Here is a 14,666-nt window from a genome sequence, read left to right as displayed (position 1 = left end):
TGCAAATCGACTACTGTAAATAGTGGCTATAATTCTGTAAAGAAAGGCCTAACATCGTTTTTGTTGACGTAATCCTCCACAATCCCCACCTCACTCATCAACATCCCAAAATCAGGGAAGTTAGAATCCCGTATGCTCCCATAATTGGTGGTTCTTCTGATCGGTTGTACGCTGGGGTTTTTAAAGGTTTGCCCAGAAAATAATTGCTCCTGCTGACCTTTTTCGTTATTAATATCTCATTCAATGGATCTCAGATAATTTTTAACAATCAGGTATCGCTCATCATCCAAAATATGCTTAACAATGGCAAATTTATCCGGTGAATACTTGAATTGATGATCAAGGCCGTTGGACATAACCATTCCGATACCGACCCGCTCATTCAGCGCGGATGTCCATCTTTGTTAGGTGTAACTTATGAAGTCAAAACAATCAGTCAAAATACATCAACCTCGTATGAAGCTGATGATCCTGAGGGTAGTCCAGATATTCCTTTTCCTGATCTTCTGTGCTAAAAAGAAAACCGAATCCTTCACGTTCGTAATATCCCAGCGCTCCTTTGTTATTATAAGCATCTACGACAATAAAACGACAACCGGTTTTATTGCTGCATCCACGAACCAAGACTTGATAAAGTCCATCAATTCATGGCCGATGCCCTTGCCGCGAAATGCACTATTGACACCAAGCCGGCCAATTAGCACAGGAGGATAACTCCGGAATTGTTTTTCCCTTGGGATTTGTTGGTTCACTTTCTTTTTTCGATCATCCGAGGATCAGCATCAAGCGTGAAACAATATGATTTGCCCATGAGATTCCGAGAATAACGCAGGGAATCATTGGCAAAAAAATCATTCAAATCGCCATCTCCGCAATCAAACGGTTCACATTGATGAAGTAACTCTTCACCATAAGGTTTTAGGGTACACTTGTCTACCAACAAAACAATGGGTCTATTTGATTTTGGCCTTGGCTAAAATCTTGGCTGCTTGGTTAATCTGTTTTGAAAAATCAATGGTAGCCCTTTTGTCGTTATTGGCATACACCCTCTTTTCAAAAGCTTCAGCTGCTTCTGATTTAAGAACAGGTATCGATTTAATTGCGATTGCCATAACGTATAAACTACTGGTTACAAAGATAATGACTTCTATTTACAACTACAACAAGCTTTACGCCAAAAAGCGGGAGCCAAGCTCATCGCTTAGCTCCCGCCCGACCGGGGACACCCCAAGCAAATATTTAAAACGTCAACTCTTCCGGTGCGATCAACGCCATGCGTTTGTTGACCTCGCGTTGGTTGTAGTATGCCGGGTCCCAATCCTCGTTTGTTCGTAGGCCAAGCCATTGGCGGAAACTCTGCTTTTCCGCTGTTGTGCCATGGGCAAACGTATCGACCATTTCACGATAACCGCGGATGTTACCGACATCTTCCGGAGTACATACGATTTGATACTGCCAAAATTCAGGTTCTTTCTTGCATATCTTGAACTTCTATGTATATTTGATGCATTGAACTTCAATGTATGATATCAAAAGAACTCGTCGGAGCGTCCTCCATCCCCATTATCCTTTCCATATTGGCTGAAAAGGAGTCATACGGCTATGAAATTATCCAGAAGGTAAAAGAACTATCAAACGGTAAAATCGAATGGGGAGACGGAACCCTATACCCTGTACTACATAAACTGGAGAAAAAAGGCTTGCTTCGATCCGACTGGAAAACAGCCGAGTCCGGACGCCGGAGAAAGTACTACCGTATCAGCAACGATGGTAAGCGGGAACTGGTAACGGAGCATGAAAATTGGACAATTATTAATGAAGTGATTCAAAAATTATGGAAAGCAAACCCGAGTTTAGCATAGAAAACAGCATCGCCCAATGGAGGGTAACCCTGAAATCCATGAGTCTCAATTTATTCTACATGACGTTACTTCTTGCATTTTTGATCGTATCGGTAGTTATATTTCTGCGTATGAAAAAAAGACGCCGCGTTGGACTGGCAAATTGAGTTGATTTGATCAGGACAGATTGGCCCCCAATGTCTGCGGCGCACCGCTAATGCCGTGTGGATCCAGCACCGTGAAGACGCGAGGACTTGATAGCGCCAGCCAATCAGATGCCCTTTGATGATCGACCAAACATGTCGGCCAGTGTAGACGATATCTCATTTACATTGATTAAAGAACATTTGCGGCAAAGCAAAAGTCGCTTACTGGAACGGGTAGAAGACCGCTCGAAGACCGACATCCTTTTACAAATGGAGTTGCTTTCCCCTCAATTAATTATCTCTCCCTTGTTTTTGGCCAGTTTTTCCCGGAATTGCCGTATGGCTTCCGGCGTTTGCCGCACCCATTCCGTTACTTCACCGACGATTTTCATGGGCGCCCTGGTCCGATAGGAACGCGTGGGGTTGCCGGGAAACTTTTTATCCGTAACGTTCGGGTCATTTTCAAAGCTCCCGGTCGGTTCAACGATGTAAACACGTTCGTGCCCTTCACCATTTGCCAATGCAGCGGCAAACCCTGCCCCGTTAACCATGGCGGTGAAGTAAATATGGTTCATGATGACGCCGGGGTGGTAATTAGATGGGCGTCCGGCGGTCAGCAAATCGCCCACTTTCAAGTCGGCTCGCGTTCCATGATAGAAGGGGCCGTTGTCAGCCGGTTTGCTGGCAAACGTAACCGCCAAGTCATGGTGCTTCTTTGCCTGGGCAGGATCGCCCAACTCTTCATAGCATTTGGCAATATGGGCGTAGAGCGAGGGAAAAGCACTGTGTACGGAACCGTCATTTATCGCCAAGGCGAACTGCAAAGCGGTTTCGTACCATTGCAGCCGCTCGGCATTGCTTTCTTGATGCCGAGCTACATAATAAGCAGCAATAAATTTTTCAAGGTCGTCGGTAGCTTCGTGCCAGGCCTTAAGGAACAGCCGGTTTGCCTCTTCGGGTTTTCCGTTTTCGGCTATGTCCATGCCTTCAAGGCAGCGTTTCACAACGGGATTACTCGAATTGAATTCCATGTATTGTTTTTTTTGTGAAACACAAATGTAGGGGCCTCTTTCTAAAGATAAGAACGTTTTAGACAATAATTACTGCTGCAAAATAAAGCCTGCAAAAGCATCGTTTTTATTATAGCAGCTGTCCCTTTCTAAAGAAACTTGGGGTTAAATAGTGGGTTTTACAACCTCTGCTTCTATCCAAACATATTATAAGCATTTTTGATTAGGAGAGCGGATTGCATATATTTGAATGTTGTGCATCGGCTTAGAACGACAATCAAACGAAAAGAAAATTGAAAATAAAACTGCTGCGCACTCTGAGAGTATAAGCATCGCAACTGAACCCCTCAAGCAATTTGTACTACTTTGTTTAACGTCCACCTCTTCGCTTTGAAACTGCTGACAAATATTCGATAATGGGTATATCAAATGAGAAGGTAAACATCCATTTATTACTTAATTCTCCATCGTTAATTGGTACCGCTCCGCCGGCATTTAACATTAAGCCGTTAAAGAAAGTGATGCCAAGCGCACCTCCGGCTAACGCGTAATTGAAATTCCGCTGCGATTTAATATCTATCACATTATATAAAAGACCAGAACCGTAAAAAAGTGTCTCTATGCGTGTAATGAGCGGTTCTTTTTGGGGCTCCTGCCAGAAAGTTTTGCTTCCATGGTATTTGAACTCTTCACCCGGTGCGAAGGAATGCGTATAAGCCTTATCCATAAATGTCAATTTCAGGCCTATTTTTTCGCTCGCAAAATAGATATTCTTCAAGTTCGACACCTCATTATCATCAACAAGCAAAGCATTTTGAGTTCTGAAAGGATCGCCATAGGTTGTTCCGATAGTTAAAAAGGGCCTGGGCGCAATAAACCAAGCGCTGTGGGCTATAGTGCTCCTCTTTTTACTTCCTGAAAATTTATCGTATAAGTTGGATATAAGACCTTCCGCATCGATATAAATAATGCCCTTCTGACTTTGAGACTGCGCAGATGCGGTAACAACACCATCAGATGCAGTGGCAGGAAATTCTACAAAAATATAGTCTAACAGGTATTCCGTGAGGGTCCCTATTAAATTATTGTCCGAATATGGCTTTACCGTTTTTACCGATAAACGCAATACATTCTTTATCGCATCATACTGTTGGTCTGTAAGAGAGGTCTGCTTAAAATATGTGATCTCCAAATCTTTGCGAATCTTCAATAAGTCGCTGGCATAAACCGACGCATTTTTGAATGCATCGTATGCGGTCAGCATTTTATTTCTAAAACCGGCAAGTGTTGCTGAATCGGCGTTTGACGTAGCTATTTTTTTATAAGCATTATATCTATCATACCAAGTATGCAGGTTTGATTTTTCGGCTAGTAAGTTAAATAGTCCGTACTTGGAGAATGCGCTGGCTGTGGTGTCATTTAAAAAGATATCCAACGCCATATCTAATAGAATATTAAATGTCTTCCATTCACCATTCGAAGTTTTTTTTAGGTCCATCCTGCTCTTATTACCATCGGAACTTCCATTACTTCCTTGCCAGGGTTTGATATCCAACAAACCTAAAAGCACTTCTGGCTGAATTTTTACTTCGGCTGTTTTAAAAACGATGCTATCTTCCGATTTCTTGAATTCAGAAGAAACAAACTCCCGGGTGAAGGCATAAACAATGGCATACTCTAGCACACCATTCAGAATTTGTCGTGTGATAACCGTTTTGTTCTTTTCGGCCAAAAGACTGTTCATCACATTATAAATGTAATGATAGGTCGCAAAGCTGGCCTCAAAATCATTTGCATCTTTGAAAGATTTGATAATTAGGTTATGGAAAACACGGCGCGTAACTTCCCCCTGCTTTTGCTGAATGATTTCGGTAAGTACCTCTACATCAATATTTCCCTTTGCAAAAGAATAATTGGACCCAAGCATGGATAGGGAATTTTGGCCATAAGATAATGAGGATATAAAAAGCAAAAGGAAAAGTAATCTGGTTTTCATAACGGTTGTAATAAGTAATAGCGTTAACGGATGATGTTGATTAGGTAATTGATTTTTAAGGAAATTCGCGGAAAGGCTTAAGAAAAACACATAGGCTGGAGGTTAAAATAATAGCATTCAATCTCTTCTGCAGGCTAAGGTAATGATTTTCATTTAAAACCAACGTATAAAAGATATACCTCAGCACGCCACCCTTTGAAACGCAAACTGTCGATTTTTCCATCTAATCGGAATTCAGTGGGGAGTTTAGCGGTTTATTAAAATATCTTGTAAATCTGTATAAATGCATTTGACAGAAAAGAACATGATTATGGATCGCATCGTATTGGAAGTTGATAGTGCTTTGGCCCGAGGTTGGAGAAACGGTGCTCCTGCGCTGAAGGCAGAATATGAGCGTAAAATAACTGATATGCTCCGCGAGTTGAAGGAAGCTGAATTTGATAAGCTGTTGGATCATTCCTATTACCAAATTCTGTAGCTAGGCAAGCATAAATAGGGCTCGAAGAATAGGCCAAATAGTCTTGTCTAAAGTGACTGCCGACGAGTTTAAAGGTGTATTCGTTCGCCCGAAGTTCGATCGGTATCTCTCGCTTGCTGTGTATATAAATCCACGCCATACTGTAACGGATTGTCGGGATCCAAAAGACAATAAATTTTTGGAAGTCGCATTGAGTGCTAAAGCGAACGCCATAATCACTGGGGATCAAGATTTATTCGTACTACACCCATATAAGGATATCTCAATTATTAATGCCAGTACGTTTTTAGAACAATGAGCTGCCTACCTTGTGAAGCACGCTATAATAGCCCAGCCATTCCACTGAACCGGTATTGCAGACCGATCTCATGGGTAGTGTTACCGATACGCCGGTTCAGCGGTTGGTTGCCCGGGTTGAACTGGTAGCTGTAGCCCAAACCGAAGCCCCCAAAGTAAAACTGTGCCATCCCCGCAAACTCCCCGTAGCTCCGCACATTCGCGCCGATGCCGAATACCCGCTTAATGAATACCAGCGCAGAGACCTCCGCCTGCGGCCTCAGGCTCTCAGCATAAGTCACTAAAATAGACGGCATTTTCGCGTGAGTCCAATCTTGAGATATTATGCGCCGCGCAGCAGAAAAAGGCTACAAAGTTTACTTGTATTTTGTCTCCACCGAATCGCCGGCGATAAATAAATACCGGTAACGCCATGCATTTGTTAACCTCTTAACTTCGCGCTGATTTTAATAGACCCCAATCTTCGTCCGATCGAAGACCAAATATCCCGAGGTGCGTTAACCATCTACGCTGGTCTGTTATACAAGCGAAAGAAAATACCCCTTATGTCGATCCGGAAATTGAAGAAACCAGAAACCCAATCAGCGCTCCCGCACCTTCGCTGTACCGGCTCGAAATCTTCTACAATAGATTTTATAGTATCGCCATATCGCCGAAAGATAAACCGGAATTTATTGCCAATCTGATAAAATTGAATCCAGAGATTGAGGTGGTGTAAGACCAAATTACCCGGCGTCCCTGCTTTTTCCTCGCTTGCGCTTTGCCAGGGCCTGCGCAAGCAAAAACTCAATCTGGCCATTGGTGCTCCTGAAGTCCTCTGCTGCCCATTCTTCCAACGCTTTCAGCATATCTGCATTGATGCGAAGTGCAAATGCCTTTTTATCTGCTTTGTCGGCCATTAATTGATTTCCTGATTTTTATAAATGCAAAGATATCATTAATGATAAAGTGTACCCGCATTGACAACGGGTGAAACATTCCGTTCGCCGCATAACACGACCAATAGATTACTTACCATGGCGGCTTTCCGCTCTTCGTCGAGTTGTACAATGTCCTTTTCCGAGAGCTTTTCCAGTGCCATCTCTACCATACCCACAGCTCCGTCTACAATTTGCCGCCGTGCGGCGACCACGGCAGTAGCCTGCTGCCGTTGCAACATGGCACTGGCGATTTCCGGAGCATACGCCAAATGGGTGATCCTTGCCTCAATTACATCAATACCTGCCATGGCCAGCCGCTCGTTCAGCTCATTCTCCAATATGCCATTCACCTGCTGCGCACCATCTTTCAACGTAATCGCAGCAGTATCCTCATCTTCAAAATTATCATAGGCGAATTGGTTGGCCAAATGGCGTACCGCAGCTTCGCTCTGTATTTGAACATATTTCGCATAGTCGTCTACAGCAAATAACGCCTTTGCCGTGTCGCTAACCTGCCAAACCACCACGGCAGCAATTTCAATGGGATTGCCCAGTTTATCATTTACCTTGATTTTCTGCCCATCGAGATTACGTGCCTTAAGGGATACCGTGCGCTTGATCACCAACGGATTTACCCAGAAGAATCCGTCTTTTCTTACGGTTCCCTGATAATTGCCAAATAGAATCAATGCGGCTGACTCATTGGGATTGATGATTAACCAACCTTTTAACATGATGAGCGCAAGCAAGACACCGGCCACAATCAGACCTATGGACTGGCTATATACGCCATAACCGGCAACGCCCAAGCTAACCAGTAGAATGACAAAGGATAAATATCCCGAAATCGCAGTGGTACTCTTTTCTTGTATCATGTTTTTTAATATTGGTTTGATATCACAATAATATCATATATTTTTTAGAATTGCAAGAGCGTATTACAAAAACACGCTAGATTCAACCAAAATTTGCGAAATTAGCGATCGTTTTCAATAGCTCATGAAGAAACCCATCATCGTCATCAAATTTGGCTCCGCGTCGATCACCGCGGCAGACGGAGCAGTCGATGAACAGATTATCGTAGAAATAGCGCGGCAAACGGCCAAACTGCAGGAACATTACAACATCGTGCTTGTGTCATCCGGGGCCGTAGCGGCAGGAAAAGCCTTTATCCCGCATTACAGGGGTACACTGCCGGAGCGCAAAGCAGCCGCAGCAATCGGTAACCCCCTCTTGGTGGGCATTTATGCCACGTATTTCAAGCCGTACAAAATCGCCTTGGCGCAGAGTCTCTGTGAACGGCAGCATTTTGCCAACCGCGATCAGTTTCTCCAATTGAAGAACACTTACGAGACCCTGTGGCGCAACCACATCATCCCCATTGCGAATGAAAACGATGTGGTAAGCAACAAGGAACTGAAGTTTTCCGACAATGATGAGCTCGCTACGCTCATCGCAGTGGGATTCGGTGCCGAAAAAATCCTGTTCAGCACATCGGTGCCCGGTGTATTGGATGCAGCCGGACAGGTGATCCGCGAAATCCCGGTGATCGACAAGCAGACCTTGTCATTAGCCAGGAAGGAAAAATCCGCAGTAGGCCTGGGTGGCATGACCTCCAAACTGAATTTCGCGAGAATAGCCAACCAGCTGGGCATTGAAGCAGTCATTTTTAGCATGCGTACCGAAGACGCTATCCTGAAAGCCGTGGCAGGCACAACCGGCACCAACTGCCGGGCACAGCCCAAGAAAGTATCGTCCAGACACAAGTGGATGGCCACCGGTAGCCTTATTTCCGGCAAGGTTCTGGTTGATAAAGGTGCCCTGGAGGCCTTAAAAAAACGTCGAAGCCTACTTGCCGTTGGGGTCACGGAAGTAATCGGCGGGTTCATGACCGGCGAGGTGTTCCAGATTGCGGACGAACAGGGCCTCGTACATGCCGTGGCTAAATCCAAGATCGAATCAGCAGTGATTGAAAATACCACCGACAAAAAGAATATCGAAATTGCACATGCGGACGACATTGTCCTCTTATAACAGTAACCGATGGATAGTATAAAACAACAGTTGGTACAGGCACGCCAAGCAAAGAAAGCAATGGGCATGCTGACGTTATCCCAGAAAAAGCAGCTTCTACAAGCTATTTCCGCACTATTGCTCGCCCATCAGGACGCCATTATCGAAGAAAACAAAAAGGACCTGGATCGCATGGATCCGCAGGATCCCAAGTACGACCGGCTGAAGCTTACCGAAGAACGCATCCAGGCACTGGCCGCTAGCGTGATTGACGTAGCCAACCTGGAAGACCCTACCAATAAGGTGCTGCTTCAGAAAACCCTCGAAAACGGCCTACAAATCGAAAAACGATCGGTACCGCTCGGGGTGGTGGGTGTTATTTATGAATCACGGCCTAATGTAACGGTCGACGTGGTAGCCCTGTGCATCCAGTCGGGCAATGTTTGCCTGCTGCGCGGCGGTTCGGATGCCTGGTTTACCAACAGCTACCTCGTATCATTGATCCGACAGGCGATCGAAGCTGCGGGTATTAATCCGGATATTGTGCAACTGCTTCCTACCGCACGCGAGCTGATGGGCGAACTGCTCACAGCCAAGGATTATGTGGATATCCTGATTCCACGCGGATCACAGGCACTGATCGACTACGTCAGGGACCATGCCAAAGTACCGGTCATTGAAACCGGTGCCGGGGTATGCCACACGTATGTGGATGAAACCGCCGACCTCGATAAAGCCGCCCGCATCGTTGCCAACGCGAAGATATCACGCCCGTCCGTCTGCAATGCACTGGATACCGTATTGGTAGATCAACAGGTTGCCGGTCCATTGCTCACCAAACTGGCTCCTTATTTTGCCGAACATCAGGTGGAGGTCTACGCCGACCCGCAGGCCTTCCAATGGCTCCAAGGGGTGGGATATCCTCACCTGCAGCATGCCTCCGCGGATGATTTCGGCAGGGAGTTCCTGGACCTGAAGTGCTCCGTCAAAGTCGTTGAGGGGCTGGAAGAAGCGCTGGATCACATCGAGGCGTACTCCTCCAAGCATTCCGAGTGCATTGTCTCTACCGATCCGGCGCATATCGATGCGTTTATGCATACCGTGGATGCCGCCGCAGTATATGCTAACGCATCTACCCGCTTTACCGACGGTGGCGAGTTTGGCCTGGGAGCCGAAATCGGCATTTCCACCCAAAAGCTCCATGCCCGGGGTCCGTTTGCACTGGAGAAACTGGTTACTGAAAAGTGGCTGGTGAGTGGTGATGGCCAAATCCGTTAGGCCGGATTGTGCTTTTCATTTTCCTTGTTTTCGTGGATTGTCTGGCGTTAAACCATCCGATATCTTTGTTTTTATAACTTGAGGTATTATGGTTACGAGAATAAAAACAATGGCGTTTGCCATGCTTGCTGCTTTTGGTGTGCTATCATGTGCTAAAGACGATGCAGGCAATCCGGATAACCAAGGTGGCCGCTTAACCGGAAAACTCATTTATACTTTTACCGGCAATGTGTATCAGTTGGACCTGAAAACCAACCAACAAAGCGTCTACTTCACCTTCAATACGTACGGCTTCAATAATTGGGACATGAGCTGGGATGAGCAGTTTAGACTGACCAGCGAGCGGGAAGCCGGTGTGTTTGACGTAGCCAAACTCACGCTGGTACGCAATTCAGATGGGGCCATTGTCGATGAATTCGACTACGACTCGCCTTATGGTACCGACACCAACATAGAAGCTTTTCTCTCTCCGGACAATACAAAAGTGGTCTACAATCCCACTTTTGACAATGGCATTGTCATTACGGATTTAGATGGAAATGTGCTTACCCACTTGGAAGCGGTAAATGTGGGAACGGAAGCCCTGGCGTTTGGAATCAGCGATGAGGTGTTGTGGCTACCCGGCAACAGTCTGTTATTTACGTTGAACGATCGATATATATTTCGGTCTGACCCTCCATATACCAGCCTCTCGTTGGTAAAAGATATGCCATACACGCAATGGGGCAACCTCAGGGTGAATAAACAGGGCACACAGCTCGCCTTGATGGTTAGCAATCATATCCACGTGATGGACATAGATGGCAGCAATTTGCGCCAGGTAACGGAAAGCAATGGCGAAGAAATCCATGCCGATTTCTCTCCGGACGGGAAACATTTGCTGGTAGCCAAAAAAATCGGGCCGACATTCTTTTACTGGAATCTTGCCGTTATACCGAACGACGGAGAGATCCATAACATGGATGATGGCAAAGAGGTCATCGTCATACAGCCGAAAGGTGAAAATACCCTGCCGGCGGTTGATGGTGGTACATGCTGGATTGAGTAGTGCAGCGGTAGCCCTGAAGGACTGGAAGCAGCTTTACCTTGGTGAACAAAATCGCTCCCCAGCGGTTATTAAAATAAAAAGCCATGTTAAAGCGTCCAGCATTTGTGATCATAGCAGTAATGGCTTACCTGGTAATTTTCGTGGTGAAAAGCCGGCTTCACCCGGATCTTCCCATGCTGCTTATCCTTTATTCCCTATCTCCCCTGTTGGTGATCTGGATGGTATGCACCGTTATCCGCTATGGAAGTTACAACGGACAGGAGCTACGTGAAGAACAGGAATGGGGATATGAGGACGTAAAATGAAACAAACAAAGGCTTAAACAATTGCCTTATGTCGCCCTTCATCGTATGGTTAAGCATGATCCTTACAGGGATTAATACGTCTCAACTTTTCGCACAGACGCCTGAAGATAAAACCGATTTTAAAGCCATAGATGCCTACATTGTTGAGAAGATGCGCCTGCCGCATCGCTCAAATGAACCATGGAAAATATCGGGATGCCCGCATTCTTTCGCCGGAGGGAATTGAGTTGACATACCGCGCCGCCCCCGCATACGTATGCCATGGGGTGGGAATCTTCCCAAATGGACGGATATGACCTGATAAACCACGATGGCGGGACGCCCAATTTTCAAAGTTCTGTGTTTTTCGATCCCGATGAACGGATAGGTGTATTTATTGCTGCAAATGTGATGTGTGCACTGGATGCTTTTTCGTCGCCACATGGTGCTACGGCTCTTGATGGTTCTACCGTCCGGGGTATGGCGCAACATGTTTTGAATCTCGCCGCAAACCGCCCCCCTCCCAAACAGGGTGTGGGCATCAGAAACTTGTATATCCTATTTGATACCGTGATAGTAGCTTTAACGGTACTGCTGATCTTTTCACTGAGGAGAATTTCCAGGCGGTATCAACACCTAAAACAACAAGGAATTTCTACGAGGTCTGATTGGATATGGCGCATAACCTGGATCTCGGTACTGCACTTTGCCTGGCCCTTGCTGGTCGTGTACCTGTTGCTGAATGTGCTGTTATGGAAAGTACTCCGGATGTTCCAGCCCGATCTGATCTACTGGGTGGAGATTATAGCTGTTATTGTTTTTGCCAAGGGTTTACTTGAATTATTTCTCACCTGGAGGGTGTTCAGGCAAGGAAAGCCAAAATAGTTGGTTGAGGAAAGAGGTTTCACGGTTCCACCACCACATCGATGGAAATCTCGTTTGCCTGTAGATGGTAATTTTGCTGGCGGTTCTTTACATAGGGCTTAATACGGATAACGCCACGTTTACCTTTTACCGTGGTAAATAGTATGTGGGATACAACAAGATTGTCGGCCCCGTCTGCAAACGTCACTTCATTGACACTGCCATTTGAATTTGGTTGCGCCGCAAACACCTCATCCAGTGCTGCTTTAGTGCCACGCGCGGCAAGTTGGTCAAAATTGATTTGCTCGCTTCCCGCTTCAATACGGGTGGCGTTGAGTACGGAATATGAGGAATACCCTTGTCGATTGGGTTGGTCTCCATAGGAAAAGTAAGATGACCCACCGCAGAAACACCCCGCATAACTTAGGTTGAGAAAACATCGTGCATAGTAAGATGGATCACCCGTGGTCATGTATCCATAGGCGATATCGATCTCGTTTTGATGCTGCTGCCCCGCCACCACGGAATAAAGCCGCCCATTGGCTAAATCAATCCCGCACTTTGCGTCCTTTACTGCAGCATTCCCGATGCCTTCCAGGCTGTACACCTTCAATTTCGCTGAGTCGTCGGCAGTAGCGGAATCCTTTTTGCATCCCTGCAATCCGGAAAGCACCATCAAACAAAGAATGGCAATCTTTTTATAAGTATTCATGGCAAATTCATCTTGACGACTAAAATAATGCCCCGTTATATAGGTTTAGCCGGCAATGAGTAAGCTAGCAGTTCTAATGAGTGAACACCTGGTTTGTGTGAGGGAGTTTTCCCATTGGTGGATTCACCACGAACATTTCAAGGGTCTTTTGATATACCCGCTATTGGGTATAGGATCCGCTACGGGATATGGCTACATTTGCCGGCACCCAATTAAAAATCAATTTATTAAGAACCGTACGGATGAGGGTCCTGAACTCGTATAGCTTTATATAACCGATTATGGCAAAAAGCCCTCCATATCCTTACCTCCACCCAAACCATACATATACAAAAGCGTTAGAAACTCATCTCGAATCTATCCAATAAAGAAGGTGGGCAACGTATCAAAGGTAAAATAACGATTATCAATCTATGGGCGTCTTGGTGCAGCCCATACTACCGAAAAGGAATCGAACTGATTCCAGTGTACGAAGAATACAAGGACCGCAGGTTTGAGATTGTCGGTGTGGCCCGTGAAAGAGATAAAGAAGCGGATATCCGGGCTGCACAGATGGATCGATACCCTTGACTCAATATCTTGGCGATCAGCGATGCCCAGGATATATGGAAAAATAGGGGCTTGATATTTCCGGTGGCGGTGTGTTTTTGGTAGATGAGACAGGCACTATGGTAGCGGTGGCGTCTACGGTAGCCGAGGTCCGTGCGGTTTTAGCACAGCGGCTGGAGCAAGTTCTCTCTTTTAAAGCTGGAATCTACCGGTTGACCGACACAGTTTGCGAAAGAGACTGGATTGTTATAAGCGCGGAATGATTTGCCTTGTAGATCGGTAGCTGATTGTAGCATTAACAAGGAAAAACTCGTCTATGTAATAAGACAACGATTATATAGCGCTAAATGAAGTTTCACCCGTATACCCTATCACCTATATTGATGGCTTGCCTACTGATTGCAGGATGCAAGAAAAAGGATCTTATACCTGTCCCTAAAGAACACAACGAATTTCTGAGGCTGGCCTACGAAACCGATCATATCTTTCCGGAAGGATTCTATCAGGAAGCGGACCCAACAAGTTCCACCTACTATGTCAATACCGTAAGTATAAAACCTCAACCGGAGCGGAAACACGAATGGATTGAATTGCACACCGATGACGAGCGGCAAGCATTGACATGGGTAGAATTGAGCCGAGAGAACTCCTCGGGGCAAACCGTTCCACAGGGTTCGTCGCAAACGGCAAAATACTTCGAGTACCCAGCAAGGACGGAAAGTGGACATATCATCCGTTTCCGGGTACATAAATCCAGTTATTTTGAGCCAACGCTGGACAAATTCAATCCCGATCATACCATAGGCCGTTACAAGGGTGTGATGGATATGCCAGCGGTAGCTGAACTAATCCAGTACCTTTGGGTAAACTATAACATGAACTTGGGGGGATACCAGATAGCTGGCAATAGGGTATTGGAAACCGAAGGATCAGTGAATGACACGACTTACACATGCCGTATCCGATCGCTTTCCATCACTTACGGTGACTGGGGTCTCCATGACGTGATCTACGTAAACGACCACTACTTTAGCCTATCGAAGGCAACGGGTATACTGCAGTATGAAAAAAACGTGGAGATTGCGGAAATCCGTGGAAATTATAATGGCGGTGGATTGTAAGTTTAGTACTTAGGGCGATCAAACCTGGCAAAGGGCTTACAACTATTTTGTCGCATCTACCCCCCCATCCTGTCAGTTTTTACCCACAGTTTTTCCGACCTAACCGACT

Annotated in this window: 21 protein-coding genes; 12 read left to right on the top strand and 9 right to left on the bottom strand. The window is 45.8% G+C overall.

All coding sequences use genetic code 11. The features are described from left to right. Positions 1-575 precede the first annotated feature (575 nt). From IEX60_RS25070 to IEX60_RS01295, 3 genes are all read right to left on the bottom strand, one after another. Positions 576-704: a GNAT family N-acetyltransferase gene (locus tag IEX60_RS25070; RefSeq protein ID WP_373284995.1), complete on the bottom strand. Its 129-nt coding sequence runs from the start codon at positions 702-704 to the stop codon at positions 576-578. 249 nt (positions 705-953) lie between these two features. Continuing rightward, the gene (locus IEX60_RS01300) at positions 954-1,112 is read right to left on the bottom strand and encodes a hypothetical protein (protein ID WP_188746606.1); all 159 of its coding nucleotides are present in this window, start codon (positions 1,110-1,112) and stop codon (positions 954-956) included. A 127-nt stretch (positions 1,113-1,239) separates the two neighbouring features. Beyond that, entirely contained in the window at positions 1,240-1,482 is a 243-nt protein-coding gene (locus IEX60_RS01295; protein ID WP_188747556.1) for an IS1096 element passenger TnpR family protein, read from the bottom strand. Positions 1,483-1,523: 41 nt separating this feature from the next. Between IEX60_RS01295 and IEX60_RS01290 the strand changes: the two genes are divergently transcribed. Beyond that, positions 1,524-1,862: a PadR family transcriptional regulator gene (locus IEX60_RS01290; protein WP_188746604.1), complete on the top strand. Its 339-nt coding sequence runs from the start codon at positions 1,524-1,526 to the stop codon at positions 1,860-1,862. A 412-nt stretch (positions 1,863-2,274) separates the two neighbouring features. Here IEX60_RS01290 and arr read toward each other — a convergent pair whose 3' ends face one another. Then, a complete protein-coding gene (gene arr, locus IEX60_RS25065) occupies positions 2,275-2,688 on the bottom strand; it encodes an NAD(+)--rifampin ADP-ribosyltransferase (protein ID WP_373284994.1) in 414 nt (137 codons plus the stop codon). Positions 2,689-3,367: 679 nt separating this feature from the next. Next, the gene (locus IEX60_RS01280) at positions 3,368-4,993 is read right to left on the bottom strand and encodes a hypothetical protein (RefSeq protein WP_188746600.1); all 1,626 of its coding nucleotides are present in this window, start codon (positions 4,991-4,993) and stop codon (positions 3,368-3,370) included. Positions 4,994-5,276: 283 nt separating this feature from the next. On the opposite strand from IEX60_RS01280, the gene IEX60_RS01275 reads away from it, so the two are divergent. Together IEX60_RS01275 and IEX60_RS25060 are read left to right on the top strand one after the other, a co-directional pair. Beyond that, positions 5,277-5,471 carry a hypothetical protein gene (locus tag IEX60_RS01275; RefSeq protein ID WP_188746598.1) on the top strand — a complete coding sequence of 65 codons (195 nt, stop codon included), beginning with the start codon at positions 5,277-5,279 and terminating at the stop codon, positions 5,469-5,471. A gap of 52 nt (positions 5,472-5,523) precedes the next feature. Continuing rightward, positions 5,524-5,769, top strand: a complete 246-nt coding sequence (locus IEX60_RS25060) for a putative toxin-antitoxin system toxin component, PIN family (protein WP_373284993.1) — start codon at positions 5,524-5,526, stop codon at positions 5,767-5,769. A gap of 22 nt (positions 5,770-5,791) precedes the next feature. Here IEX60_RS25060 and IEX60_RS01265 read toward each other — a convergent pair whose 3' ends face one another. Then, entirely contained in the window at positions 5,792-6,064 is a 273-nt protein-coding gene (locus IEX60_RS01265; protein ID WP_188746593.1) for a type IX secretion system membrane protein PorP/SprF, read from the bottom strand. Positions 6,065-6,252: 188 nt separating this feature from the next. Between IEX60_RS01265 and IEX60_RS25055 the strand changes: the two genes are divergently transcribed. Beyond that, entirely contained in the window at positions 6,253-6,486 is a 234-nt protein-coding gene (locus tag IEX60_RS25055; RefSeq protein WP_188747554.1) for a PH domain-containing protein, read from the top strand. A gap of 7 nt (positions 6,487-6,493) precedes the next feature. On the opposite strand, the gene IEX60_RS01255 is transcribed toward IEX60_RS25055, so the two are convergent. Together IEX60_RS01255 and IEX60_RS01250 are read right to left on the bottom strand one after the other, a co-directional pair. After that, on the bottom strand, positions 6,494-6,667 hold the full coding sequence (locus IEX60_RS01255; protein WP_188746590.1) for a type II toxin-antitoxin system antitoxin: 174 nt from the start codon (positions 6,665-6,667) through the stop codon (positions 6,494-6,496). Between the two features lie 38 nt (positions 6,668-6,705). Then, entirely contained in the window at positions 6,706-7,563 is an 858-nt protein-coding gene (locus IEX60_RS01250; RefSeq protein ID WP_188746588.1) for an SPFH domain-containing protein, read from the bottom strand. 124 nt (positions 7,564-7,687) lie between these two features. On the opposite strand from IEX60_RS01250, the gene proB reads away from it, so the two are divergent. The 6 genes from proB (at position 7,688) to IEX60_RS01220 (ending at position 12,196) form a co-directional block, all read left to right on the top strand. Then, a complete protein-coding gene (gene proB, locus IEX60_RS01245; protein WP_188746586.1) occupies positions 7,688-8,722 on the top strand; it encodes a glutamate 5-kinase in 1,035 nt (344 codons plus the stop codon). A gap of 9 nt (positions 8,723-8,731) precedes the next feature. Next, positions 8,732-9,979 carry a glutamate-5-semialdehyde dehydrogenase gene (locus tag IEX60_RS01240; protein ID WP_188746584.1) on the top strand — a complete coding sequence of 416 codons (1,248 nt, stop codon included), beginning with the start codon at positions 8,732-8,734 and terminating at the stop codon, positions 9,977-9,979. Positions 9,980-10,067: 88 nt separating this feature from the next. After that, positions 10,068-11,027, top strand: coding sequence for a TolB family protein (locus tag IEX60_RS01235; RefSeq protein WP_188746582.1), 960 nt, complete (start codon positions 10,068-10,070; stop codon positions 11,025-11,027). Between the two features lie 83 nt (positions 11,028-11,110). Continuing rightward, on the top strand, positions 11,111-11,332 hold the full coding sequence (locus tag IEX60_RS01230; protein ID WP_188746580.1) for a hypothetical protein: 222 nt from the start codon (positions 11,111-11,113) through the stop codon (positions 11,330-11,332). 28 nt (positions 11,333-11,360) lie between these two features. Beyond that, positions 11,361-11,558 (top strand): hypothetical protein, encoded by a 198-nt coding sequence (locus IEX60_RS01225; RefSeq protein ID WP_188746578.1) that lies wholly within the window; start codon positions 11,361-11,363, stop codon positions 11,556-11,558. A gap of 35 nt (positions 11,559-11,593) precedes the next feature. Further along, complete coding sequence (locus tag IEX60_RS01220; protein WP_188746576.1) at positions 11,594-12,196, top strand: hypothetical protein; 603 nt, start codon at positions 11,594-11,596, stop codon at positions 12,194-12,196. Positions 12,197-12,215: 19 nt separating this feature from the next. On the opposite strand, the gene IEX60_RS01215 is transcribed toward IEX60_RS01220, so the two are convergent. After that, on the bottom strand, positions 12,216-12,887 hold the full coding sequence (locus IEX60_RS01215; protein ID WP_188746574.1) for a hypothetical protein: 672 nt from the start codon (positions 12,885-12,887) through the stop codon (positions 12,216-12,218). Between the two features lie 348 nt (positions 12,888-13,235). On the opposite strand from IEX60_RS01215, the gene IEX60_RS01210 reads away from it, so the two are divergent. Together IEX60_RS01210 and IEX60_RS01205 are read left to right on the top strand one after the other, a co-directional pair. Next, positions 13,236-13,457 carry a TlpA disulfide reductase family protein gene (locus IEX60_RS01210; RefSeq protein WP_188747552.1) on the top strand — a complete coding sequence of 74 codons (222 nt, stop codon included), beginning with the start codon at positions 13,236-13,238 and terminating at the stop codon, positions 13,455-13,457. A gap of 326 nt (positions 13,458-13,783) precedes the next feature. Next, on the top strand, positions 13,784-14,557 hold the full coding sequence (locus IEX60_RS01205; protein ID WP_188746572.1) for a hypothetical protein: 774 nt from the start codon (positions 13,784-13,786) through the stop codon (positions 14,555-14,557). Positions 14,558-14,666 lie beyond the last annotated feature (109 nt).

Origin of the sequence: Parapedobacter defluvii (assembly GCF_014642075.1) — a bacterium.
Lineage (GTDB): Bacteria > Bacteroidota > Bacteroidia > Sphingobacteriales > Sphingobacteriaceae > Parapedobacter > Parapedobacter defluvii.
Note: the sequence above shows the minus strand (reverse complement) of the source record. Positions and strands in the feature narration are given on the sequence as shown.